Raw genomic sequence first — 24,260 nt, 5'->3', positions numbered from 1 at the left:
TAATAAACTACCACTATATCTACTATAGCAATTTTTTAGTCGAATAACCATGAATTTTGTGTTTAGAACAAATTCATTCAACAATATCATAGATTTTGCATAGGAATGAATCATTCTTGTTTTTTACATTATTATCCTCCACTAGATGAAGAAGAAGCTGCAGTAGCAGCTGACACACTTGCAATCATCGCTGCTTGCTGCGCTTGAAGAATCGATTCAATAGATGTAATCATTCCTGTTGTTACTAAGTCTCCAAATTCGGTTTTTTCTTTTAATAGGAATACAATAGCCACCATAAAATTAATATCCTTTTGCCATTTAAATTTTTTATCAGAATTTAATTGGTCATATATTAATTTAATTGTTTGTATATAATTTTCAGGTTGTTCTAACAATGCTAAGATTCCAACGTAAGGATAATACGCTGTTTTAACTTTGATACCATTGTTAATAAGAAGCTCCTTCACATCCAAACACTTGTGGGCTAAGTTTTCTTTTTCTAAATTGGGATCTAAAGCTAATATATGGCTTAAAAACTGTAAAGAATCCCCACGGTAAAATCCATTTTTATGTAATTCTTGATAATACTTTTCCATTCGTTCAATTGAACAGGATACTTCCTCTCCAGTTTGCGAAAGCAAAGTTGCTAAAGGATAATCACCTGACCCTGTTAAAAAGAAATGCTTTTCCTTCATTCCTCTAAATATATCAAAGGACTTCTTTATGTAAACATCAATCTTTGAATCATCAAGCTTTAATAAAGTTCCAGCCGCAATATAGGTAAAGGTTGTTCTAGAAAACCCTTCTTGAATTAATTTTTCATATATATTTAATAACTTTCCAAAACCTTCTTTTGGGTCTGAAGTCATTAAATCGAGTGTAGCAGCTGTTGTAAACCTTTGTGTTGATTTTAAATAAGAAAAGAAACCAACATTTGCTTTTATGTAATCGGCTATACGACTGTATCTTTCTATATCATAGTTTTTATCATTTATGATATACATCGTTGAAACTAACATAAGAATTTTGTCATCTGCATGCCATTTATAAGAATCCTTTAAACTAGTAAAAACACTTTTGTAATTAGTTATGCTGTTCTCAAGATAAGAATTTAACAAGTATATCCCGCCATTTCATAAATTAATACTATTAGTACGGCATTACAGAAAAAAGTTTCATTGTACCCCAAAGAGTTCTTGTTTACATAATATTATTATTTTACAAGACTACTCTAATGAGCAATCCTCCATTTATTAAAATGGACGCAATTCGACAAAAACCGGGTAGTGACAGGCACTAAAAAAAGCCAGGTGATCTCTCACCCGGCTTTTTACAACAGCTTATATTAAAATTTAGATTGATAGTTATCGATTTCCCAAGAGTGAACAGCTGTACGATAGCTATCCCATTCTGCTTTTTTAGCAGATAGGTATTCACCGTATACGTGCTCACCTAATGTTTTACGGCCAATTTCTCCGTTTTGTAATTCTGCAATTGCTTTTTCTAGGCTTCCCGGAAGATTTTCAATACCCAATTCTTCACGACGCTCTTCTGTCATGTGGAAGATATCCTCATTGATAGAAGCTGGAGCCTTTAAGCCTTTTTCAATTCCTTCTAAACCAGCAGATGCGATAATCGCGAATGTTAAGTATGGGTTTGCAGATGGATCTGGACAACGAAGCTCTACGCGAGTTGCCATACCTTTTTTAGCTGGAATACGGATTAAAGCTGATCGGTTAGATGCAGACCATGCAATATAGCAAGGTGCTTCATATCCTGGAACTAAACGCTTATAAGAGTTTACTAGTGGATTTGTAACAGCAACAATATTCTTAGCATTATCAACTAATCCAGCGATAAATGAATATGCTTCATCTGATAATTGTAATTCATCAGCTTCATTATAAAATGCATTTTCTCCATCTTTGAAAAATGACATGTTAACGTGCATTCCTGAACCATTAATACCGAAAACAGGTTTTGGCATAAATGTTGCGTGTAAACCAAACTTTTGAGCAATTGTTTTAACAACCCATTTATAAGTTGTAGATAAATCAGCTGCACCTAAAGCATCAGCATATTTGAAGTTGATTTCATGTTGACCTTCCGCAACTTCGTGGTGAGATGCTTCAATCGTGAAGCCCATTGCTTTTAATGCACGATAGATTTCTAAACGTACACGCTCACCTAGGTCTTTTGGTGATGGCTCAAAATAACCACCGTTATCATCTAATTGTTGAGTTGGATTTCCATCCGCATCTGTTTTAAATAAGAAGAATTCTAATTCTGGACCAACTGAGATTGTGTAGCCTTTGTCAGCTGCACGTTCAACAGTCTTTTTTAACACATTTCGTGTATCACCTTCGAAAAGAGTTCCGTCTGGGTTCACTGCTGAACAAAGGAAACGTGCTTCTGAGTAACCTTCTTCAACAGACCATGGTAATACTGCAAAAGTTGTTAAATCAGGTTGTAAGTATAAGTCTGACTTATTAATTGGAGAGAAACCTTTTACAGATGAACCGTCAAACATTTGTTTCCCTGCAACAACATCATCAAATTGCTCAACTGTTACAGTTACGCTTTTTAAAATACCCTCTATATCTACGAATTGTAGATGGATAAGCTCTACACTTTTTGAGCTAATGATTTCTTTAATTTGTGCAAGAATTTCCGTCTCATTTTTACCTTTTGAAATAACCGCTTCACTCATGTTAGATAACCTCTCATTTCTATGTCGTTTTTTATAACATGACTTTATTATATTGAAAGTTTCATATTTTGACAAGAGTTTTTCCGCTAAATTTTCTGTATTTTTATAAAATTTTATGAGTAACCGCTTACATGCTAATTTCTTCTAAAAGATTACTATTTTTATACAATTAAAGAAACTAACAAAGCATTAATTGTTATAAAATACTAATATTTATACAAACTAACTAATAAATCAATACTCATATCTTCCTAATGTATTTTGCTTGACGATTTATCTTTATGAACAATATACTACTTACAAAAAGTAAGTGATCGTGGAGGGATATTAATGGGCTTTCATACATCGCCTAATATTTATGTGTCACATGTCCATTTAAAGGTTAGCGACTTGGATCATTCTCTTTCATTTTATAAAAGAATGATCGGTTTATCTGTTCTTAACAAATCAGAGAAAATAGTGTGTCTAACTGCAGATGGAGTTAAACCGTTAATTACTATAGAAGAAATTGATTCAGCCATTGCTAATTCCGGCAGAAAAACAGGGTTATATCACCTCGCTCTTCTTCTTCCTAACCGAACGGAGTTAGCGAATGTTTTTTACCATTTAATAAGTTCTGGCTATCCACTTCAAGGTGCGTCAGATCACCTTGTTAGTGAAGCCATTTATTTAGCAGATCCAGATAACAATGGTATTGAGTTATATGCTGACCGCTCACAGGATAATTGGAAAAAGGTTGACGGAACGATTGAAATGGCAACAAATCGATTAGATACACAAAGCGTGTTATTAGAAAAAAGTGATGTACCTTTTACGAATATTTCACCTCAAACGATTATGGGGCACATACATTTACAAGTTTCAAATATTAAGAAATCTGAGGACTTTTATCGTTTAATTGGGTTTAATTCAGTAAACCGCTATGGATTACAAGCCTTGTTTATTTCAACCGGTGGATATCATCATCATATTGGATTAAATACGTGGCATAGTGCAGGAAGCCCTTCTCCATTTGAAAATGAACTAGGTATGAAATCTTTTACCTTGTTGTTTCCGAATGAAGAAACAAGACAGTCTGCTCTAACAAGATTAAAAACTTTCGGAACAAATTATACACAACAAGAAAATGATTTTATTGTAAGTGATCCATCAAATAATAAATTAATCTTTTCAATAGAAGATAAGTGAGTTAATTTTGCTAGTAAATCAATAACGTTTTTTTCTTCACCTCTTAACTTGTTGTACTTCTACTCCAACCAAGATTCTTAATTAGGTCAACTTGGTATAATCGTAAAATCTTTATCTCAAAAATTAAAAATAACCAGTACCTGATCGTATTGGTTATTTTGTCCCCTCCCCTTCTTTCCCTTATTTGCTAAATTATAGAGATTGTGTAAAATTAAACATAATCATTTACTCGTTAAATTGATATACTTATGATAAGTATAAGTGACAAACTTTCCTTGCTGAAATCATTTACAACTCGCATTGTTTCTCATACTATAGAGGGGGTATGAACCATGAAAAGAGCTTTAATTGCCATTGATTACACAGTTGACTTTATCGCTGATCATGGCGCATTAACATGTGGTCAACCTGGTCAAGACATTGAAACTAAGCTTGTCGATTTAACACAACAGTTTATTCATAACGATGAATTTGTTGTATTCGCAGTTGATTTGCATGAAAAAGATGATCATTTCCATCCAGAAACAAAATTATTTCCACCACATAATATTCGTCATACAGAAGGCAGACACTTATATGGAAAACTACAAGAATTATACATAACAAATAAAGATAATCTAAATGTTTATTGGATGGACAAAACGCGTTACAGTGCTTTTGTCGGCACTGATCTTGAAATTAAACTTAAGGAACGTGGAATAACGGAGCTTCACTTAGTTGGTGTATGTACAGATATTTGTATATTACACACAGCAGTTGATGCTTATAATAAGGGATTTTCAATTGTTGTATATAAAGAAGCTGTTGCTAGCTTTAATCAACAAGGTCATGACTGGGCGTTACAGCATTTTTCTTCCTGTTTAAATGCAAAAGTTCTATAGAATTATACACAACCATGAACCTAATAATCGGATATGATAATCCCTCCTTTGCCGTATATACCGGCCTTTGTGAAAAATTGAACTTACACTGGAGGACAAAAAATGAACACATATAATGATGACGATAGTTTAGCATTACATACTGATCTTTATCAAATAAACATGGCTGAATCTTATTGGGAAGATTCCATTCATCAGCGAAAGGCTGTTTTTGAAGTGTACTTTAGAAAACTGCCTTTTGGAAATGGATTTGGTATTTTTGCTGGGTTAGAAAGAATCATTCAGTACTTAGAGCAATTTTCATTTTCTCAAACTGATATTACTTATTTGCGTGATGAGTTAGGGTACAAGGATGACTTTTTAGATTATTTAAGTCAGCTTCGTTTCACTGGCAATGTTTATTCCGTTAAAGAAGGAGAAATGGTGTTTGGCAATGAACCAATCATTCGAGTTGAGGCTCCTTTAGCTGAGGCTCAATTGATTGAAACTGCCCTCTTAAACATCGTAAACTACCAGACTTTAATTGCTACAAAAGCAGCTCGGATCAAGCATGTTGCCGGTAATGACACGGTAATGGAGTTCGGTACACGTCGTGCTCATGAATTAGATGCAGCTATTTGGGGAACTAGAGCAGCATTTATCGGCGGTTTTAATGCCACTTCAAATGTAAGGGCAGGAAAGCTCTTTGGTATCCCTGTCTCAGGTACCCACGCACATGCGTTTGTTCAAGCTTATAAAGATGAATACATCGCCTTCCATAAATACGCCCGAAGACATAAAGAATGTGTTTTCTTGGTGGATACTTACGATACATTAAAGTCGGGAGTTCCGAATGCCATTAAAGTTGCAAAAGAACTAGGAGATCAAATTGAGTTCAAAGGGATCCGTCTTGATAGTGGTGATCTTGCTTACCTTTCAAAGGAAGCAAGAAAGATGCTTGACAAAGCTGGTTTCCATTCTACAAAAATTATTGCTTCTAATGATTTAGATGAATCAACAATCATAAACCTTAAATCTCAAGGAGCAAAAATTGATGTTTGGGGAATTGGTACGAAGCTAATTACTGCCTTTGACCAACCTGCTCTAGGTGCAGTTTATAAACTAGCTTCAATTGAGGATGAAAATGGGCAAATGGTCGATACGATCAAAATAAGTGGCAACCCGGAAAAGGTATCAACTCCAGGTCTTAAAAAGGTGTATCGAATAATCAATACATTAAATCATAAATCTGAAGGAGACTATATTACACTCCAACATGAACAACCGGAAAATGAAGAAAAGCTAAAAATGTTCCACCCTATTCATACATTCGTAAGTAAATTTGTTACAAACTTTGAAGCAAAGGAGCTTCATCATAAGATCTTTGATAACGGAAAACTTGTGTATGAGACTCCATCCCTTAAACAAATGCAAAACTATACAATGGAAAATTTAGAGTTACTTTGGGATGAATATAAGCGTGCTTTACATCCTGAGGAATATCCTGTTGATCTTAGTCAAGCATGTTGGGAAAATAAAATGAAAAATATAGAAGAAGTAAAACAAAAGGTATCTGAAATGATAACGAAAAACTAGGATACCAAAGAAACAGGCATGGAGGTTTTACGTTATGAGCTTACAAAAGAAAATCATGAACGAGTTACATGTAAAAGAAACCATAAACCCGAAAGAAGAGATTAGCGCCCGAATCACATTTTTAAAGGACTATTTAAAAATGACGGGAGCAAAAGGATTTGTTCTAGGAATAAGCGGTGGGCAGGACTCTTCCCTTTCTGGTCGTTTAGCACAGCTTGCTGTAGAAGAATTAAGAAATGAAGGCTTTGATGCAACCTTTACCGCAGTAAGACTTCCATATGGTATTCAAAAGGATGAAGAAGATGCACAATTAGCCCTTTCTTTTATACAACCTGACAAAAGTGTTGCTTTTGATATATCAAGCAGTGTCGATGCCTTTACTGATTCTTATAAAAAAACTATGGGTGAAGCCCTTTCTGATTTTAACAAAGGAAATGTAAAAGCTCGAACACGAATGATTACACAATATGCGATTGGCGGTCAAGACGGATTACTTGTAATCGGTACCGATCATGCTGCTGAAGCTGTAACAGGCTTTTTTACTAAGTATGGAGATGGTGGAGCTGATTTATTACCGTTAACAGGTTTAACGAAACGCCAAGGAAGAAGTTTATTACAAGAATTAAATGCACCTGAACGTCTTTATTTAAAAACTCCTACGGCTGATCTATTAGATCAAACACCACTTCAAGCTGATGAAACCGAACTTGGCATCAGTTATGATCAGTTGGACGATTATTTGGAAGGAATGCAGGTTGATCCTGAGGTAGCTGAAAAAATTGAAAAGCGCTATATGATTACACAACATAAACGTGAAGTTCCGGCTTCAATGTTTGATACATGGTGGAAAAAATAAAATAACCCCCCTGAGTTTCTATTCAGGGGGATTTTGTTTCTCAACACATCCAAAAATTGTCACATTTTCGCAAAGATTGAAATAAAATGTGACTAACTTGAATTTTTTAATAGAATTCATCTCGTTAATTGATTAAACTATAGGTATTAATGTTTAATATTAAGGTGGACATTGAAAAATGAAACGCAGAAAAAACATACTACCCTTTTTTGGATTAAGAAATAGGACTTATACTTTCAATGACCGTGAAATAAACAAACCTTCAAAGATGGATATATTAAATACTTTTTTCAGCGACCCAAACATTACATTAACTGGAACAACGTTCAGGGAAGCTATTAAAGATATATTTGGGTTAAATTTAATCGAGATTTCTAATGACGGTGAAGGTGCTAAGCTTTCGGTCTATGCTGAAGAAATTATGACTGGAGTTACAAAAGCTTTAGATCAAAAAGCACGTTCTTATGAAACTGACCGACACATTATGACGTTAAAGAAGGCAGAAGTTATGGATCTTTATCTAAGTATGATTCCAAACTATTCGCCTGAGGATTTGGTTCGGACTGTAAACCTTGTATATGGAATCAATCTACCAGGTATTTCTTCACTTGAACATGCCCGTATATCTCTTTATACAAAAAGTCAATGGCTGATAAAAAACGATCATGATCTTGTAGTAATATACACTGGAAAAGGTGACATTGATGTGAAGGTCTACCCCACTTCACTTTTCACCTCAATTACTGGATTAACTGAATTTCCAGATGAACTTAAAAATAACCTCATTTCTCTAGGATATCATCATAATCAAATAGAAAATGAATTCTATTATCGTAGCCCTAATGATGAGTCAGTTCCTAACCTTTTTAAGGAAAAAACAATTAAAACTATATGCACTTTTATTGATAAGCATTTTAATCATTAATAGTTACCCCTGCCATAATAGCAGGGTTTTTTTAATAATCAAGAAGAATGAATTCACAATAATTAAGTTATGTAAACTAGTTAGAGGGGTTATAGCTATCTTTCTAATAAAACATAATAATAGAAGGTGTAAGAAAACCAAACAACAAAATTGACGTTTCGAATCCGAAAAAACAATAATGGTTATATGAAAAGGACAAAAAAGTCAGGAGAGATGAATATGACTGAATTAACTACAAAAACATGTAAGGAATCTCTTGTCATTAAAACAAGCAGAGTTTTTCCTTTAGATACAAATAACCATAATACACTTTTTGGTGGAAAGTTAATGAGTTATATTGACGATGTGGCATCCATATCAGCAGCGATGCATTCACGTTGTGAAGTTGTAACTGCCTCTACAGACTCAGTTGACTTCCTAATCCCTATTCGTCAAAGTGACTCGGTCAGCTTAAAATCATATGTTTCCTCAGTTGGCCGCTCATCTATGGAAGTTTTTGTGAAAGTCATTGCTGAAGATCTTAAAACTGGTGAGCGACGACTTGCTGCCACTTCGTTTCTAACTTTTGTTGCACTTAATGAGAAAGGAAAGCCAGAACAAGTCCCACAGGTTATACCAGAATCAGATGAAGAAGTTATGCTGTTTAATACAGCACAACAAAGAAGAAATGTTCGTAAAGAGCGACGAGAGCATAGTGAAGCTTTTGCAAACGTTGTGACATTGTAAATATTGTATTGCATGTAGCATTATATCAATTACTCATCAAAAAAAGCATCCGTCGGATGCTTTTTTTGAGAATAGTTTTTGAGAATAGTTTGTTTGAGAATAAAATGAGAATAGTATGTGAATGATTGTCTTCTTTATTATAATAACATCTATTAAATAAAAATCAATATTTATTTATAATTAATATAATTTAATACTTATAATTATCTTTTTTAAAAATCATGAAAAAAGATATATCATGAAGACTTTATGAAACTAGTATTAGCAAATGGTTGGCTAATTTCCTTCATAAATATGATGAAGTAGAATGTTTTTTAATTCTTCTGAGATAGACTCTGATTTTTGTTTATCTTTATTAAAATTCACATAAACAGCTGTACCTTTTGCACAGATTCTCCCATTTTGATGTATTTCTTCATACAATTCTAAGCTACTATTTCCTATTTTTTTAATCCATGTATAGACCTCAACATTTTGACCAAAGTATATTTGGTGAACAAAGTCTACATTCATATTAAGAATAATCATTTTCCAATTTTCAAATGTGCTATCAGGAGTGAATAACTTGAATAATTGATTTCGCCCAGCTTCAAACCATATAGGAATGGTTGTGTTATTTATATGACCTACCCCATCTGTTTCAGAAACCCTTGGCTCTATAATTGTTTTGAACACTTAAAATCGACCTCCAACTAAGTGACTATTATCATAACTTTTAAACGAGTAAACCTTAAAAAATCAAAAACTACCAAAGATTACTCAGTAAGCTGACCGGTAAATTTCCTCTATTTCTTGTTTTGAGAACACCCTTGGATTATTTTTAAGAAGGCGATCAATTTTACTTGCGTCCTCTGCCATATCAATTATCGCTGATTCTGGTATTTGGAAGGAACGTAGCCCCTTTGGAATATTTACAGCACGACATAAATAATCCATTGCAAAAACAGCCTTATCCGCTGCTTCACGATCAGTTAAGTCCTGAACATTTTCACCAAATGCAACTGCAATTTCTCGAAAACGGTCCAAGCAACTTATTTTATTCCACTCCATAACATATGGTAGTAATAGCGCGTTACTTACTCCATGCGGAATTTGGAAACGTCCTCCAAGTGGGTAAGCAAGGGCATGAACTGCTCCAACTCCTGCATTTCCAAATGCCATACCCGCCATAAGGCTAGCTGTTGCCATTTGTTCCCTTGCCTGTATATTAGCAGGATTTGCATAAGCTTTCGGTAGATTTGTTGAAATTAACTTGATCGCATGAATAGCTAGAGCATCAGTAATCGGTGAAGCGTTTACAGAAATATACGCCTCTATTGCGTGTACAAGTGCATCGATGCCACTTGCAGCTGTGACTGACTTTGGCATCGTAATCGTCATTTCCGGAGCAACAATTGCAACATCTGGTAAAATAAAATCACTGACAATTCCTTTCTTTAACTGCTCTTCTTTATCAGATAAAATAGATATATTTGTTACCTCAGATCCAGTTCCTGCTGTTGTAGGAATAGCAATAATCGGAAATCCCTTCTCCGGGATTAAATCGGTTCCGAATATGCTTTTTAGATGATCATCAATCTTTGCATAGGCCGAAACAGCTTTAGCGATATCTATTGCACTTCCACCACCTACGGCGATTACTCCGTCATGCTTTCCCTCCAAAAACATTCGTTTACACTCTTCAACTATTGAAATTTCTGGTTCAGGTTGAACACCTGTGTATACATCATGAGGATGATTTTTTAAAATATCCTTTATTTGAGTGATTACCCCAACTGTTTCTAGCACCTTATCTGTAACAATTAATGGATTTTTCATTTGTAATCTTACAACCTCATCCATTAACTTTTCTATCGCACCATTTCCAGTAATTAATTTGTTTGCCATCCTAAAGATTGAAATGTTCATTCTTCTCTCCATCCCCTTCTTTAACCCAACGTTTTAAAATACCAACCATTCAAGTTCTAAATGTAGATTGATTGACAGTACCCCTTGTTTTTCATTCATGTGAATCTAACCTAAAATAACTCTTTCCTTTGGATAATGATAATTCGTTTCAATATCTCCCTTATTAATTAGAAAGATAAATGATAGAATACCAATTCGCCCGATAAACATGAGAAGTGTGATCACAATCTTCCCAACTGGACTTAGATCAGCTGTAATCCCCATTGATAAACCCGTTGTCCCAAATGCTGAACATACTTCAAAGAGTATTTCAATAAGAGAAAAAGATTCTGTCCTTATTAGGATGACCGTAGCTAAAAAACAGAGAAAAACAGCAATAATCGTAACAACTAACGATTTTGTTACATCATCCTCATGTAGCTCACGTTTAAAGATGCGAACATTTTTATATCCCCTTGCAAATGCAAATAAAAACAACAAATTAATCGCAAATGTTGTTGTTCTTACACCTCCTCCAACAGAGCTTGGTGATGCCCCTATAAACATTAAAAAGCATAAGATAAGCAATGTAGGTTCCGAGAAATCACTAACATCCATCGTGGCCAAACCACCATTACGGGTTGAAGAAGATTGAAAGAATGCGTAAAAGAAAGATTCATGCCATGATTTATCTTGAAAAAAATGATTTACTTCAAGTGCTAAAATAGCTATTGTACCAAGTATCATGAGAGCAAAGAACGTAATTGTCGTTAATTTCGTATATAAAGTAAAGCGAAATCTCCTATTATTCTGTTTTCTATGTAATATAAAGTCCTTGCACTCAATTAACACCGGAAATCCAATTGCCCCTAGTGTTAAAAGGATAATGTTAATAATTTGAACAAAATAATCATGAGCAAATGGAATAAGTGATTCTCCCGTTATATCAAATCCTGCATTAGTCGTAGCGCTTACTGATGCAAATAACCCTTGTAGATAAGCTTCTTGCCAAGTAGGGAAATATGAGAGGAAATAGGTTCCTAAAATAATAGTACCAATGGCCTCTATAATTAAAATAATAACCAATATCTGCCTCATCAGTTTCACTAAACCTGATAAATGTGACTGGTTTTGATCAGTCATAATTAATTGTCTTTCTTTAAGACCAATTTTTTTTCCTAAGACTAGCCAAACAAATGTACCTAATGTCATAATCCCTATTCCCCCAAATTGGAGGATAAATAAAAGAATAAAAATACCAGTAACACTAAATGTATCAGGTGTTGAAACAACTGTGAGTCCTGTTACGCTAACAGCACTTACTGCAGTAAAAACAACATCTAGAAAAGACCAACTAACATTCGGCTTAAGCGCAACTGGTAAACTTAATAAGCATATAGAAATAAAGACAGTCATAACATAAAATGAAACGATTAATTGTGATGGTTTTAAAGAATTTATTCTTTGTTTAATCAAAGTAAAACTCCCTTTAAATAATATCTTGTTTCTTTATTATAAAAGGTATAATTCAAAACTTCCATCTTCTCAAAAAAATAGTTAATTTTGTTTACTTTTATAGTTGTTAATATTTTAAAATTTCAAGCTCTAGTTTACATAATAATATTATTTTTATGTTTCAGCCCAACTTAAACGGGGTAGAATAATAAGACATATATTTTCCTAGAATTCCCTTAAGATTATTTTTAAAAAATTGCTCACAATCCATAAAATTTATTTTGAAAATATGTTATGCTTTCGATATTACTTTTTAGAAGGGAAATACGAAATATGCTTTTACAGGCTTTACTCATTTTCGTTTTACAACTTATTTATGTTCCTGTTCTAACGATCAGAACAATTTTACTCGTGAAAAATCAAACGAAATCAGCTGCAGGTGTTGGATTATTAGAAGGAATTATTTATATTGTTAGCTTAATCTTTGTTTTTCAAGACCTATCAAATATCTACAATATAGTGGCTTACGTTGTAGGATTTAGCGTTGGTTTGCTTCTTGGAGGAGCATTAGAACGAAAATTGGCAATCGGATATATTACGTATCAAGCTAATATATTGGATAAAAATATGGAATTAGTGAATGCATTAAGAACAGCGGGATTTGGTGTTACAGTCTTTGAAGGAGAAGGAATTAATACAGCTCGTTTCCGCCTAGACATTGTAGCAAAACGCTCGAGAGAAAAAGAATTACTTCATATCATCGATCAACATGAGCCTAAAGCATTTTTAATGTCATATGAAATTCGTTCATTTAAAGGCGGTTTTCTTACAAAATCCATGAAAAAAAGAGCTGTTACATTCTTTAAAAAGAAGCATGCTCAAGAAGAAAAATAAAAAATAACGATGGCAAGAGAGCGATGTTCCTTAATCTTCTCTTGCTTTTTTATTTGAATAAAAAAACTCTACATACCATCTCCCAATTTTCAGATTATGGGCATATGTCTTTTGCATCTGCCAAAACCCAACATATCATGATAAAAGACAAAACTCTATTGTATTTATATAGGAAAGGACTGTAAAATTGGTGGATCTTAAGTTAAGAAGACTAGTAAGAACATTATTAAGGTATAACCCTAGAAATGTTATTAACAAAAAGTTGAGGCATCTATATAAATAGGGTGATCTCTCATCACCCTTCTCTCCAACTTATGAACGTACATTTTTTTACAAGTGTACTTATCAATGCACCTAGTATCGAGCTTCTTACAACATCAAGTGGATAATGGGCGCCTACCCAGATACGTGAGATTGCAGTTAGAAATGACATAGCCAACATGATCTTCCCGATTCCTCGATCATACAGATAAACCATGGTGGAAACAGCAAATGATAATATACTATGTTTACTTAAATATGTTGTATCTAATTTTGAGGGAAGTAATACATTAGCATCGCGTGTGACAAAAGGTCTTGGCCTATATTTGATCTTATTCATTAACGCCTTAAAACTGGTACTAATAACCAATGAAATGACAGTTTGATATGTTAACTTCTTTCTTGATCGAGTCAAAATTAACATCATCAAAAGAACACTAGCAAACAAATATCTAAACTTTGTTGATGCAAACACCATGACCTGATCGATTGTTTGGTTTTTACCTGCTAAAGAATTAATCAATCTAAAGAGCTGCTGATCCATTTTATTGTCTCCCTTATATTCCACCTAGAATGCCAAATTTGTAACTAAAATATAGTATCCTCTTTTAAATAAAGAGTATGTAAGGGCCCTTGATTTTTAATAATTATTGTTAATATAAAAGCCAATTTTATTGTACATAATAGGATTGACTAACTCTGAAGGGAGGTACATACTATGACAAATCGAAATGATAACCGTGAGCGTCAAAATAAATATCCTAACAATAAAAATGAGGATACTGAGTTTTCTAAGGATATTAATATTAGAAGTGAACAAACAAAAAAGGATCTTAAAAAATAAAAAGAGTGGCTGTCACCTCTTAGGCAAGGGACAGCCACTCTTTTTATCTTTGTCTATTTCTTCTTCCATCTTTAGAAGCAGATTTTGATCCTCTTTTATTCCGTTCTTTTGTTGGTTGATTGGAATCGGAGTTTCTTCGAGGATTCGTTTTTCCCCCTCTATTAAATGGACGACTTTCTTTTCTTATTTGTTCTTTTCTTTCTTTATCATAATCTTCTCGATCAGGGACACTAATCCCTCTAATAACCTGTTTTTCCATAGATTGATGAATACCTTTTTCGATCATTCGTAAAAAATCCATGTCTTTTGGTGCCACAAGTGTATAGGCAATACCTACTCCACCTGCCCTACCTGTTCGACCAATTCGGTGAATATAGCTTTCTACATCGTGAGGAATATCATAGTTAAAAACATGTGTCACACCTTCCACATCAAGGCCTCTTGCTGCAACATCAGTTGCGACAAGGAACTGAATTTTAGCCTCTCTAAACCGTTTCATCGCCTTTTCCCGCTTAGCTTGAGTTAGATCGCCGTGTAATTCATCGGATTCATAGCCACTAGCAATTAATGCTTCTTGCAGCTTTTTTGCTCGAATTTTTGTTCGGCAAAAAATAATCGCTAAAAAAGGTCGCTGCTCTTGCAACAGATGCAACAAGGTGGCTTGCTTTCTTCTGTCAGTTGTTTCAATCACAATTTGTTTTATCTTATCAACTGTCAGATTTTTTGCTTTAACTTGTATATTTTCCGGATTCATTAAATATTTTTTAGCTAATGCCCGAATTTCATCAGGCATTGTTGCAGAGAATAACATCGTTTGTCGAGAGGAAAGTGTTTCATAAATAATATCTTCTACTTCTGGCAAAAAGCCCATATGTAACATTTGATCTGCTTCATCTAAAACTAACATTGTAACCGTTGATAAATCAATTGTTTTACGGCGAATATGATCAAGCAATCTTCCTGGTGTTGCTACAACAATATGTTGGGCTCCTCTAAGCTTTTTCAACTGGTGTTCAACATCTTGTCCACCATATACGGCAAGAACATTTACACCTTCCAAATTTTCAATCATCTTTTTTATTTCTTTTGATATTTGTTGTGCCAATTCTCTTGTTGGAGTTAAAATAAGTGCTTGAACCTCAGATTGACTTACATCAATTTTTTCTAAAATGGGAAGAACAAATGCAAGTGTTTTCCCTGTACCGGTTTGAGCCTGTGCAATCACATCTCTTCCCTCTATTACTTTTGGTATTGTTTGTTCTTGAATAGGTGTTGGCTTCATTAGTCCTAAAGATTTTAATGTATCATTCACTTCTTTTCGAATACCTAATTTTAAAAATTCAGTCAACATGATCACGTCTCTTTTCTTTTCATCTTATCAAAAATAGCTTTCTAACTATATCATACTCATTATCTTTTTTCATTTGGTTTTGAATTATGTTATTTTCACTGAATTTTACACTTATTTTGAAATGATAAAGTGATAAACTTTTTTTCAAATATCTTCACCCTTTACAGTAGTCTTTTAAATTAGGGAGGAATGTGGAAAGTGACAAATAACAGCAATGAAAAAAATGATGGACTGATTAAAGGCATTTCAAAGGAAGCCGGAAAAAGCTTTCAAGAAAAAAAGTAATATGAATACTTAATCCACAATCCAAATCATACCTTCCCTCTTTCAACTATCATTATGTTATAAAAAATTAGAGCCTTCCGTCAGAAAGGCCCTAATCTCCAGTTACTTCACTTTATTTTGTGATAAAGATTCTCTTAATAAAAACTTTTGAATTTTACCACTTGCATTCCGTGGTAATTCAGAAACTAACACATATCTTTTTGGTCGTTTATAGGGAGCAAGTTTATTTGAGCTTTTTAAAAATTGATCAAGTTGTTCAGCTGTTACAGTTTCATCCTTTTTCACTATAACTGCAATTACTCTTTCTCCCCATAACTCGTCAGGCTCTCCTAAAACGGCAACATCCAAAATTCCCTCATGTTCATATAAAGCGTCCTCTACTTCACGGGGATATACATTTTCTCCACCACTTATGATCATATCATCAACTCGGTCAGCGACAAATAAATAACCATCCTCATCTAAATACCCAAGGTCTCCGGAATGATACCATCCTTTATACATTGCTTTTTCTGTTGCTTCTTCTTTATTAAAATAACCTATCATCATACATGGACCTTTTACAATAATTTCACCAACCTCACCTACAGGAAGGATGTCATCTGGATCTGATGGGCCTTCTTCACTTGGTTTTACAATTCGTATTTCATGATTGAAACAAGCCCTACCAGCCGAGCCAGCTTTAGTTAATTGTTCATCTCTATCTAAGAACGCAATTGCTGGTCCCATCTCTGTCATGCCATATGCTTGAACAAGTTCAATTCCTAAACTTTGTTTACAAGCCTTTACTAAAGCTGGTGCCATCGGTGCTGCACCATATAATCCAACATCGAGTGACGATAAATTATATTGCCCAATATCTTCTTGAAGAAGCATATTCCACATAGTAGGAGCTGCAAACAGCATTGTAACCCCTTCTTCTTCAATTGTTTTTAAGACCATTTTTGGATCAAAATGATGGATAATTACGTTTGTTGCACCAGCATGTACACGGGGTAAAAAGCTGCAATGAAGCTCTGCACAATGAAACATTGGAGCTGTAACAAGACCCACATCTTTTGGGGTAATGGATAATGCATTTATACAAATTAAACTTTGTTCTATCATATCACGATGTCGATGCATAACACCTTTTGGGCGTCCTGTCGTTCCACTGGTATACATAATGGCATACGTATCATTTTCTTCTACAAAGATGTCTGGATGATTTGATGGAGAATTTTTTACGATGTTTTGAAAAGAAGAAGCATAACTAGGAACAGATTCATCAATATAAATAAAAGAAATAGAGGGAAATCGTTTGTGAATGTTCGTGATGGACTCTTCAAGAGCTTGTTCGAATAAAACAACCTTTGGAGCAGCATCTAAAAGGATGTATGAAACCTCCTCTGCTTTTAATCTAAAATTAATTGGATTAATAATGGCACCAATTTTTGCAGCAGCAAAAAAAACTGTACCTAATTCATAACTGTTAAACAAATAAGTAGAAATTCGATCTCCTTTTCTTACACCCAAAGATAACAGAGCATTAGCAAGTTTATTTACTTCTTCATTCCACTGTCCAAATGTAAAACGAATATTTCGAGAGCAATCCACAATTGCTTCTTTGTTAGGATACTTTGAAACAGTTTGTTCAAAAAGCCTTCCAATTGTTAGATACATATACTACACCCCTCCGCTTCAAATAAGTAAACGCTTTCAAATAAACCTGTATATATGTATTTCTTTCTTTATTTAAATATTCCTTTTCTAATGTAAGATTTTATTAACGATTCTCTTTGTTAGTTGAAGTTTTCTCATAGTAATGACCAAGAATATGATCATTATTTCTGTATATATCCTATAAATGAAAAAAGTACTGTTAGAATAGAATTCTAAACAGTACCTTATTTATCTTGATTAACAATGTGTTCTTTAATAGGTAGATTTAGTTCCTTTATTCCATCAATTACTAAAGATGCCACAATATAAGCACCTCGTTCCTGAAAATGTGTGTTATCTTTTTTTCCCTCAGGGAAATGTGGGTTTTTATTTGGAGGGAGCCATAAAAAAAGTTCTTTCGTTTTGTTAGCTCCGAGTTTACTAAAAAGCTGATTACTTTTTGATGTTAGGTCAATTACTGGCACATTTTCTTCTTCAGCTAATTGCTTCATTGCTTTTGGGTAATCACCATGTGTATGAACGATATGTCCATCTGGTGAAAATTTCCTACGCTCAACCGGAGTTATTAGTACTGGGAAAGCCCCTTTTGACCTTGCAGCTAAAATATATTTTTTTAAGTATTTCTTATAGGTTGTAAATGGTTCAGTGTATCTGCTTGGATCATTTACTTTTTCATCATTATGTCCGAATTGAATAAAGAGATAGTCACCTTGTTGTAAATGATTAACTATTTTTGTTAATCTTCCCTCATTGTAAAAACTCTTAGAGCTTCTTTTAGATACTGCTTCGTTATGAATCATAACCCTCTCATTAAACATTTCATCTAAAACCTGACCCCAACCCATTCTAGGTGCCAAAGTCTTTTTATAAGTTGACACAGTTGAATCCCCAGCAAGATAAATATGAACCTTTTCTTCTTCATGAAAGTTCATAATAGCAAAAGTTTCATGCCCCTTAATAATAGATAAGGCTACAAAAAATAGGCTAAATCCTACTATTGGTATTGTTAAGTAAAATCGAATGGTGATCACCCCTTCTTTGGGTCCTTTATTATTAATTTACCTAAAATCATTCTAAATATGAAGTTAAGATCAACCTTTAATAAATTTTCATAAGTATATGGATTGAGACATATCAAAAAAGAATTCAGTCACATGAGATTATACCCAAAAGGTAGGATATTTTCTGTTAGGTTGCAAGTTATTAACGATATATGCGAGTAATGACAGCAAAATCGCCCCAGATAATACAGGTAAAAATAAGAATTCCCAAGTACTTCCCGCTAGGATCACCACAATTGGATCCGCACCAGCTGGTGGATGAGTCGTTTTTGTAAGAATCATCATCATAATAGCAAGACCTACACCCAAAGCTAACGTCCAAGCATGATTACCAAAACAATTCAAAACAATCAGACCAACTAAGGTTGAAATAAAATGACCACCTATAATATTTCTAGGTTGCGATAGTGGAGAATCCCATACATGAAAAGCCAAAACACAACTTGCTCCAAATGGTGCCATTAATAAAGCCACATCATTCCAACTTATTAATGACAAAGCAAATATTGTGAAAAAACTTCCAAAACCTCCTACTAATATAGCTTGTAAACTAACCTTTAATGGTGAACTTCTTTTCTTCTTTAGTTGTAATTCATTATTACTTTGACTTGTATTTCCAACTGATCTTTGCATTTTACATCACTCCTTCATAAGTTAGAAAACATAATAACATATGTTAATATGTTTATTATAATGTTGAGTACCATATTTTTCAATATAATGATCTTGTATTTTTTTCTTTTCTTATTTAGTATGAATGGTAACGGAGGTTACGTTCATGCGCCAATTTGATAAATTACCCTTAATCATTTCTGAAGATATTCCTATACCATTAAACCTTTTTTTAAAAGAACAAATAAAATATTTAATTGTAAAAGGCATTTTACAACCAGGTGACTATCTGCCAAATGTACATCAGCTTGGTGATCAATTAGGGATTAATCGTAATACAGTTAACTCAGCGTACACTTTATTAAAAGATGAGCAAATCTTGTTAATGGGTAAGGGAAAAAGAACTCAGATCTCCAGCCATAACTCAGTCCATTCGTTAAAGGAAACAGCTGTTCATCGATCGATTGAACAAGTTGTTAAGGATAGCGTTGAGCAGGGTTATACACTGGAACAATTCTTATCCGTTACATATATGTACAGCCAATATTTTATAAAAGAAACAAAAGTACGTATTTTATTTATCGAGTGTAACGAACATGATTATCATTTTTACTTTAATCAATTAGTTAACTATCTACCAAATGCCGAAATTGAATTAGCTTTTATTCATAGTGATGATCTTAATCATAAACTTCGTGATTGTTCAATCATTATTACCACACTCAATCACTCTGAAGAATTAAGAAGAATTGTTTCTCCCCAAACATATGTTTATACTATTGGAGCTACTTTGGAACCAACAAAACTAGTTTCCCTTTCAAAGATTAAGCCAGAAAGTAAAGTAAGCTTTATGTGTTTTGGGGAAAAGGGTAGTAAATGGATGAGTCAAAAAGTGAATGAGGCTGGCATCAATCAGTTTCATATATCTCATGCTCATTTGAATATGCCAGAGCATGAATTAGAGTTCATTTATCAACATTCAGATTTTGTTTTTATTTCAGAAGGGGCCCTGCCTTTTATTAAACAGAAACCAAACCATATGATATCTCTTCCATTAACATTAGAAGAAACAAGTATTCATATTTTAAAAGGAATTAATCAATCTTTATAATAAACAAAAAGGCTAACTCTCAAAAATTGAGTTAGCCCTTTTTGTATCACATTTTAAACTTTCTAATTAACGATTCTAGCTTTTCAGCTTGTTCTTCAATTCCATCTGCTTGAGAAGAAACATGATCCATCGAAGTTGTTGTTTCGACTGCAGAAGCTGATGTTTCTTCAATTCCCGCAGCAGCTTCCTCTGAAATAGAAGCAATATGTTCAATGGCATGATTGATCTCACTACTGCTCTCTTTTATTTCGTTTAGATTTAGAGTAATGGCTTGAATTTTGTTCACCATATCGCTAACAGACACATTGATTTGTTCAAATTTATTGCCCGTTTCTTTAATTTGATTTGTTCCTTCCACTACCTGTTCATAACCAGTCATAAGGGATGTAACAACATTACTAGACTCGGTTTGAATGTTATTTGTAATAGCAGTAATACCAGAAATGGACTGCGATACTTGCTCTGATAATTTTCGAACTTCATCAGCTACAACTGCAAACCCTTTCCCGCTCTCCCCTGCTCTTGCTGCTTCAATCGCAGCGTTTAATGCCAATAAGTTAGTCTGATTAGCAATCTCTTGAATAACGTTTATCAAATTGGAAATCTCATTTGTTTGTCTATCTAATCCCTCAACTTTTTGGACAGATTCGTTAACAATTTTATTAATCATGTTCATTTGATCTATAGATTCGATCATTAGCTCATAACCTTTATTGGTTAGACTTTTCACATGTACTGAAGATTCTTTAATAAGATCTCCATCAATATTGGCCTCAGAGATACGTTGTGAAAGAGCTTCTATTTGTTGAGATAAGCTTGTAGTCGATGTTGCTTGGGACTCTGACCCACTTGACAGCTCTTGCATTGTTAAAGCAACTTGCTGACTAGACAAATTAACCTCATCACACGAATTTTTCATTATAGTTGACTGCTTTTGAACATTAGAAGATACCTCTGATATGTTTTCAATCATTGATCTAAGTTTTAATTGAGTATCAAGAACGGAATTAATTAGATTACCAAACTCATCATTACGCTCTTTTCCAGTATATTCATTTTTGAGATTTCCTTTTGAAATCTCATCCATAATATTATTTACCTGTTGTAATGGTCTCGAGAAACCTCTGCTAATCAACAAAGCAACAATAATGACCATTAGAGCTGCTCCGGCCCCAATAAGAAATAGATAGATAAGAATTTGATTTTGAACTTTATTTAATATAGCTACATCCTGCCTCAAATTTATTATTCCAATTACTTCAGTTTTCGTTGGATCATATAAAGGCATGTATAAATCAACGGATTGTTTATTTTCTTTTGATATTTCTCTTCCAGTAGTAACTTGCTTTATAACTGATTCGTCCTGGAACGTTGTCCCTATAGCATTTTTATCTGATCCTACTAAAATCTCGCCTTCTACATTCATTATATTTAATTGTACACCTTTAACAGATTGGGTAATTGATTCAATAACTTGACTATCAAGTCCCGTTTGTAATGTACCAATAATTTGATTGTTATAAGTAATTGGCACGAATGCACGGACGGCTAACCCACTACTTCCAAATTCAAAGCCTGTAGAAGCAGTACCTTTTAATCCTTCTTGAATAGCCGTTTTATCGCTTTTATCATCGCCAAACTTTTCAGGATTATGACCTCTATAAAAAACGGTACCATCTACACTTCCGAATTCAAATACGTCTACTAAATGCTCCTTCTGTAATCTTTCATAGATAGGACCAGCAATCTTTGCTAAATTCTCCCGGTCTCCTGAATAATAAGCTTCAATTAATTCTCGGTTATTTGCATAAAGTGCTGTTAAGTTTAATAATTCTTCTGAGACGTCTTTTAACTGATTGGATATAGATTCCTTCGTTGAAGCTTGATTGTTGGTCATAATAGTTGAAAAAGCTTGATTTGTCATAAAATAAAGTAACGTACTCATTATTATTAATGGAATAATTGAAACCATGATTAGTGTAACGGAAAGCTTTGATTTTATTGTTTTTAAGGTCAATTTACTTTTCATAAAAACACTCCTCTGCTATTTACAAAGATGTTATTTGATTTTTAAATTTTTTATATGTATGTATACAATTCCCTTCTGTTATATCGTCAGGTTTTAAAAGATCTTAATACCAATCTGATTTAAATAATTAAAAAACTACATGTAAATCTGGTTGACATTTCCTGAAATTTTCTTTATTATATTATTGTAAACGCTTTCAATTTTTGAGGTGATATGTATGTGTGAAGCAACAAAAGATACTTTTATAACTAAAGCGGAAATTATTTCTGCTCTTTTGGATCAAAATGTTTTTAAAATGCCTGATGGAAGACAGTTTTATGAGGCAACTGAAAAAGAATTAGAGCTTATTCTCTATTCCAGATCCGCTAAGGATCATTACTGTTAATAATATATGATTTATACATTTAAAAGACCTTAGCCGAAAAAGGTCTTTTGTTTTTGAATACAGTTTCCTTTTAATACAAATGATAAAATAAAAATTAGGCTTAACAATGGCAAATGCCGAGTTACATTCCTTTATAATTTTGTCTATTCAGGAGAAAGGAGCTCTAAGCATATGAATGAAGATAAGGAAAGCTCTTGCATTGAGGAAGGCGATTATGTAAATCATATGTTAATCGAACAAATTACTCGTATTTGCGTGCTAGAAGAGGAAGAACGAATAAAAGATGAAATGGCGAAAAATCATGATAAACAATAATTTTTTTCTTCCTAACCGATAAGAAAAACACGTTCATCTTATTTGATGAACGTGTATAAGGCATTTATTCTTCTCTTACTAACAATTTTTCATCTTCTAACAGCTGTGATATGACTGTTGTTAAGCTATAATCTCCAGATGCATCATGTCCCATCTCCCATATCATCATGCCTCCAAATTCTTGATCTATAGCAAGCATGGTTTTTTTCTCTATAGTGGGAATGCCGTTATAATGATATGTTGTTCCATTTACTTGTGCTGCATCCTGATGAGCAAATTTAGGATTGTTGGCAATAATTGCCCCGAAGGACATTTGTTTAATTGATGGATCTTCAGGCTGAGCATAATAAGGAACACCCAGCACCAGTTTTTCACGTGGTAATTTATTACTGTCAAAAAGTACTCCCCAATATTTCACAATGTTTTCTATAAATGAATAAGGAGCTAAATTCGCTGCATTGTACTCCCCATCCCATTGGCCATCGTAAGCCATAATATTCACATAATCTACATAGGTAAACATTTCAGGATGAAATACAACTGATTGAATTTCTGTACCTGCTACACTGTGAATTTTTGAGTAGACAGCAATTGTGAGCTGTTTCTTTTTTTGATGCAATTTATTGCTCAATTGCTTCGTAAATTCTAACAGTTGGTCGGCATCTTCTTGTGAACGTGGATGCTCAAAATCGATGTCTATTCCATCTAATTGCTCCCTATCCACTATAGCTAGTAGTTCATTTATTAATTTAGTTCTAGAAGTTTCCGAAGAAATGGCCGTTTTAAAATAATCATACGATTCGCCGCCCTCAATATGGTACCAACCACCAACGGCCAGCAAAACTTTTGTATCATGATTATGTGCGCGCTTTACTAACTTTTTTAAATTTGTTGGCTCCGTTCCTCCGTTTAATAAAATACTTCCATCTTTGGTTGGATGGGCAAAGGAATAGACAACGTGCGTTAGTGAAGAAAAGTCGATTGTTTCTGGATCTCTAAAATCTTGAACATAGCCTATTAACACTTTTGGCTTGGATTCCTTCACATCCGGAATTTTTTTCAGATGCGGTTGTTTTATCGATTTAGATAAATTCTCAGTTTGTTTAGACTGATCGTTAGTTTGGTTTTGTCGTTCTATATTCGAGAAGAGAACGCCTGAAAAAAATCCTCCTGCAAACAAGATAACAGCTACTATCATTAAAAGATATTGCTTTTTCAAGGTACTCACTCCTTTTGTGGCAAACTCT

The 24,260-nt window shown here is 33.7% G+C and carries 23 protein-coding genes; 11 read left to right on the top strand and 12 right to left on the bottom strand.

What is annotated here, in order from left to right; translation table 11 throughout:
* Positions 1 to 131: 131 nt before the first annotated feature.
* Both D9842_RS04990 and glnA read right to left on the bottom strand, forming a co-directional pair.
* The gene (locus tag D9842_RS04990; RefSeq protein WP_162987299.1) at positions 132 to 1,118 is read right to left on the bottom strand and encodes a DUF4003 family protein; all 987 of its coding nucleotides are present in this window, start codon (positions 1,116 to 1,118) and stop codon (positions 132 to 134) included.
* Between the two features lie 227 nt (positions 1,119 to 1,345).
* On the bottom strand, positions 1,346 to 2,710 hold the full coding sequence (gene glnA / locus D9842_RS04985; protein ID WP_121661547.1) for a type I glutamate--ammonia ligase: 1,365 nt from the start codon (positions 2,708 to 2,710) through the stop codon (positions 1,346 to 1,348).
* 330 nt (positions 2,711 to 3,040) lie between these two features.
* Between glnA and D9842_RS04980 the strand changes: the two genes are divergently transcribed.
* From D9842_RS04980 to D9842_RS04955, 6 genes are all read left to right on the top strand, one after another.
* Positions 3,041 to 3,898, top strand: a complete 858-nt coding sequence (locus D9842_RS04980) for a VOC family protein (RefSeq protein WP_121661546.1) — start codon at positions 3,041 to 3,043, stop codon at positions 3,896 to 3,898.
* Between the two features lie 332 nt (positions 3,899 to 4,230).
* On the top strand, positions 4,231 to 4,779 hold the full coding sequence (locus D9842_RS04975; RefSeq protein ID WP_121661545.1) for a cysteine hydrolase family protein: 549 nt from the start codon (positions 4,231 to 4,233) through the stop codon (positions 4,777 to 4,779).
* A gap of 102 nt (positions 4,780 to 4,881) precedes the next feature.
* Entirely contained in the window at positions 4,882 to 6,354 is a 1,473-nt protein-coding gene (locus tag D9842_RS04970; RefSeq protein ID WP_121661544.1) for a nicotinate phosphoribosyltransferase, read from the top strand.
* A gap of 34 nt (positions 6,355 to 6,388) precedes the next feature.
* Positions 6,389 to 7,210 (top strand): ammonia-dependent NAD(+) synthetase, encoded by an 822-nt coding sequence (gene nadE, locus D9842_RS04965; protein ID WP_121661543.1) that lies wholly within the window; start codon positions 6,389 to 6,391, stop codon positions 7,208 to 7,210.
* Positions 7,211 to 7,388: 178 nt separating this feature from the next.
* Positions 7,389 to 8,135 (top strand): hypothetical protein, encoded by a 747-nt coding sequence (locus D9842_RS04960; RefSeq protein ID WP_121661542.1) that lies wholly within the window; start codon positions 7,389 to 7,391, stop codon positions 8,133 to 8,135.
* Between the two features lie 219 nt (positions 8,136 to 8,354).
* On the top strand, positions 8,355 to 8,861 hold the full coding sequence (locus D9842_RS04955; RefSeq protein WP_121661541.1) for an acyl-CoA thioesterase: 507 nt from the start codon (positions 8,355 to 8,357) through the stop codon (positions 8,859 to 8,861).
* Positions 8,862 to 9,137: 276 nt separating this feature from the next.
* Here the strand turns inward: D9842_RS04955 and D9842_RS04950 are convergent, their stop codons facing one another.
* From D9842_RS04950 to D9842_RS04940, 3 genes are all read right to left on the bottom strand, one after another.
* Positions 9,138 to 9,536 carry an acyl-CoA thioesterase gene (locus tag D9842_RS04950; protein ID WP_121661540.1) on the bottom strand — a complete coding sequence of 133 codons (399 nt, stop codon included), beginning with the start codon at positions 9,534 to 9,536 and terminating at the stop codon, positions 9,138 to 9,140.
* 84 nt (positions 9,537 to 9,620) lie between these two features.
* Positions 9,621 to 10,769: an iron-containing alcohol dehydrogenase gene (locus tag D9842_RS04945; RefSeq protein WP_121661539.1), complete on the bottom strand. Its 1,149-nt coding sequence runs from the start codon at positions 10,767 to 10,769 to the stop codon at positions 9,621 to 9,623.
* Between the two features lie 105 nt (positions 10,770 to 10,874).
* Complete coding sequence (locus tag D9842_RS04940) at positions 10,875 to 12,164, bottom strand: TrkH family potassium uptake protein (protein WP_180320435.1); 1,290 nt, start codon at positions 12,162 to 12,164, stop codon at positions 10,875 to 10,877.
* Positions 12,165 to 12,536: 372 nt separating this feature from the next.
* Here D9842_RS04940 and D9842_RS04935 point away from each other — a divergent pair, with 372 nt between their 5' ends.
* Positions 12,537 to 13,097, top strand: a complete 561-nt coding sequence (locus D9842_RS04935) for a DUF2179 domain-containing protein (RefSeq protein ID WP_121661537.1) — start codon at positions 12,537 to 12,539, stop codon at positions 13,095 to 13,097.
* A gap of 295 nt (positions 13,098 to 13,392) precedes the next feature.
* On the opposite strand, the gene D9842_RS04930 is transcribed toward D9842_RS04935, so the two are convergent.
* Entirely contained in the window at positions 13,393 to 13,902 is a 510-nt protein-coding gene (locus D9842_RS04930) for a phosphatase PAP2 family protein (RefSeq protein ID WP_121661536.1), read from the bottom strand.
* Between the two features lie 174 nt (positions 13,903 to 14,076).
* Between D9842_RS04930 and D9842_RS26185 the strand changes: the two genes are divergently transcribed.
* A complete protein-coding gene (locus D9842_RS26185) occupies positions 14,077 to 14,202 on the top strand; it encodes a hypothetical protein (RefSeq protein ID WP_257535978.1) in 126 nt (41 codons plus the stop codon).
* A gap of 43 nt (positions 14,203 to 14,245) precedes the next feature.
* Here D9842_RS26185 and D9842_RS04925 read toward each other — a convergent pair whose 3' ends face one another.
* The 4 genes from D9842_RS04925 to D9842_RS04910 all read right to left on the bottom strand — a co-directional run bounded on the left by D9842_RS04925 (position 14,246) and on the right by D9842_RS04910 (position 19,194).
* Positions 14,246 to 15,550 carry a DEAD/DEAH box helicase gene (locus D9842_RS04925; protein WP_121664943.1) on the bottom strand — a complete coding sequence of 435 codons (1,305 nt, stop codon included), beginning with the start codon at positions 15,548 to 15,550 and terminating at the stop codon, positions 14,246 to 14,248.
* A 390-nt stretch (positions 15,551 to 15,940) separates the two neighbouring features.
* On the bottom strand, positions 15,941 to 17,500 hold the full coding sequence (locus tag D9842_RS04920) for a fatty acid--CoA ligase (protein WP_121661535.1): 1,560 nt from the start codon (positions 17,498 to 17,500) through the stop codon (positions 15,941 to 15,943).
* 224 nt (positions 17,501 to 17,724) lie between these two features.
* Complete coding sequence (locus tag D9842_RS04915) at positions 17,725 to 18,531, bottom strand: rhamnogalacturonan acetylesterase (protein ID WP_257535977.1); 807 nt, start codon at positions 18,529 to 18,531, stop codon at positions 17,725 to 17,727.
* Between the two features lie 129 nt (positions 18,532 to 18,660).
* Positions 18,661 to 19,194, bottom strand: a complete 534-nt coding sequence (locus tag D9842_RS04910; RefSeq protein WP_121661534.1) for an HPP family protein — start codon at positions 19,192 to 19,194, stop codon at positions 18,661 to 18,663.
* 145 nt (positions 19,195 to 19,339) lie between these two features.
* Here D9842_RS04910 and D9842_RS04905 point away from each other — a divergent pair, with 145 nt between their 5' ends.
* The gene (locus tag D9842_RS04905; RefSeq protein WP_162987298.1) at positions 19,340 to 20,284 is read left to right on the top strand and encodes a GntR family transcriptional regulator; all 945 of its coding nucleotides are present in this window, start codon (positions 19,340 to 19,342) and stop codon (positions 20,282 to 20,284) included.
* A gap of 46 nt (positions 20,285 to 20,330) precedes the next feature.
* Here D9842_RS04905 and D9842_RS04900 read toward each other — a convergent pair whose 3' ends face one another.
* Positions 20,331 to 22,313, bottom strand: coding sequence for a methyl-accepting chemotaxis protein (locus D9842_RS04900; RefSeq protein WP_121661532.1), 1,983 nt, complete (start codon positions 22,311 to 22,313; stop codon positions 20,331 to 20,333).
* A gap of 217 nt (positions 22,314 to 22,530) precedes the next feature.
* Here D9842_RS04900 and D9842_RS04895 point away from each other — a divergent pair, with 217 nt between their 5' ends.
* Positions 22,531 to 22,698, top strand: coding sequence for a Fur-regulated basic protein FbpA (locus D9842_RS04895; protein WP_121661531.1), 168 nt, complete (start codon positions 22,531 to 22,533; stop codon positions 22,696 to 22,698).
* Between the two features lie 171 nt (positions 22,699 to 22,869).
* A complete protein-coding gene (locus D9842_RS25640) occupies positions 22,870 to 23,013 on the top strand; it encodes a hypothetical protein (RefSeq protein ID WP_162987297.1) in 144 nt (47 codons plus the stop codon).
* 64 nt (positions 23,014 to 23,077) lie between these two features.
* Here D9842_RS25640 and D9842_RS04890 read toward each other — a convergent pair whose 3' ends face one another.
* A complete protein-coding gene (locus tag D9842_RS04890) occupies positions 23,078 to 24,232 on the bottom strand; it encodes a glycosyl hydrolase family 18 protein (RefSeq protein WP_121661530.1) in 1,155 nt (384 codons plus the stop codon).
* Positions 24,233 to 24,260 lie beyond the last annotated feature (28 nt).

This window comes from Metabacillus litoralis, from assembly GCF_003667825.1.
Lineage (GTDB): Bacteria > Bacillota > Bacilli > Bacillales > Bacillaceae > Metabacillus > Metabacillus litoralis_B.
This window is presented reverse-complemented; position numbering and strand designations above follow the sequence as displayed.

Bases quoted from the DNA above. Each gene is read 5' to 3' on its own strand.
- D9842_RS04975 (WP_121661545.1), top strand. From the start codon at position 4,231: ATGAAAAGAGCTTTAATTGCCATTGATTACACAGTTGACTTTATCGCT.
- D9842_RS04920 (WP_121661535.1), bottom strand. From the start codon at position 17,500: ATGTATCTAACAATTGGAAGGCTTTTTGAACAAACTGTTTCAAAGTAT.
- D9842_RS25640 (WP_162987297.1), top strand. From the start codon at position 22,870: ATGAATGAAGATAAGGAAAGCTCTTGCATTGAGGAAGGCGATTATGTA.
- D9842_RS04945 (WP_121661539.1), bottom strand. From the start codon at position 10,769: ATGAACATTTCAATCTTTAGGATGGCAAACAAATTAATTACTGGAAAT.
- nadE (WP_121661543.1), top strand. From the start codon at position 6,389: ATGAGCTTACAAAAGAAAATCATGAACGAGTTACATGTAAAAGAAACC.
- D9842_RS04955 (WP_121661541.1), top strand. From the start codon at position 8,355: ATGACTGAATTAACTACAAAAACATGTAAGGAATCTCTTGTCATTAAA.
- D9842_RS04935 (WP_121661537.1), top strand. From the start codon at position 12,537: ATGCTTTTACAGGCTTTACTCATTTTCGTTTTACAACTTATTTATGTT.
- D9842_RS04940 (WP_180320435.1), bottom strand. From the start codon at position 12,164: ATGACTGTCTTTATTTCTATATGCTTATTAAGTTTACCAGTTGCGCTT.
- D9842_RS04970 (WP_121661544.1), top strand. From the start codon at position 4,882: ATGAACACATATAATGATGACGATAGTTTAGCATTACATACTGATCTT.
- D9842_RS04980 (WP_121661546.1), top strand. From the start codon at position 3,041: ATGGGCTTTCATACATCGCCTAATATTTATGTGTCACATGTCCATTTA.
- D9842_RS26185 (WP_257535978.1), top strand. From the start codon at position 14,077: ATGACAAATCGAAATGATAACCGTGAGCGTCAAAATAAATATCCTAAC.
- D9842_RS04960 (WP_121661542.1), top strand. From the start codon at position 7,389: ATGAAACGCAGAAAAAACATACTACCCTTTTTTGGATTAAGAAATAGG.
- D9842_RS04895 (WP_121661531.1), top strand. From the start codon at position 22,531: ATGTGTGAAGCAACAAAAGATACTTTTATAACTAAAGCGGAAATTATT.
- D9842_RS04905 (WP_162987298.1), top strand. From the start codon at position 19,340: ATGCGCCAATTTGATAAATTACCCTTAATCATTTCTGAAGATATTCCT.
- D9842_RS04930 (WP_121661536.1), bottom strand. From the start codon at position 13,902: ATGGATCAGCAGCTCTTTAGATTGATTAATTCTTTAGCAGGTAAAAAC.
- D9842_RS04910 (WP_121661534.1), bottom strand. From the start codon at position 19,194: ATGCAAAGATCAGTTGGAAATACAAGTCAAAGTAATAATGAATTACAA.
- D9842_RS04900 (WP_121661532.1), bottom strand. From the start codon at position 22,313: ATGAAAAGTAAATTGACCTTAAAAACAATAAAATCAAAGCTTTCCGTT.
- glnA (WP_121661547.1), bottom strand. From the start codon at position 2,710: ATGAGTGAAGCGGTTATTTCAAAAGGTAAAAATGAGACGGAAATTCTT.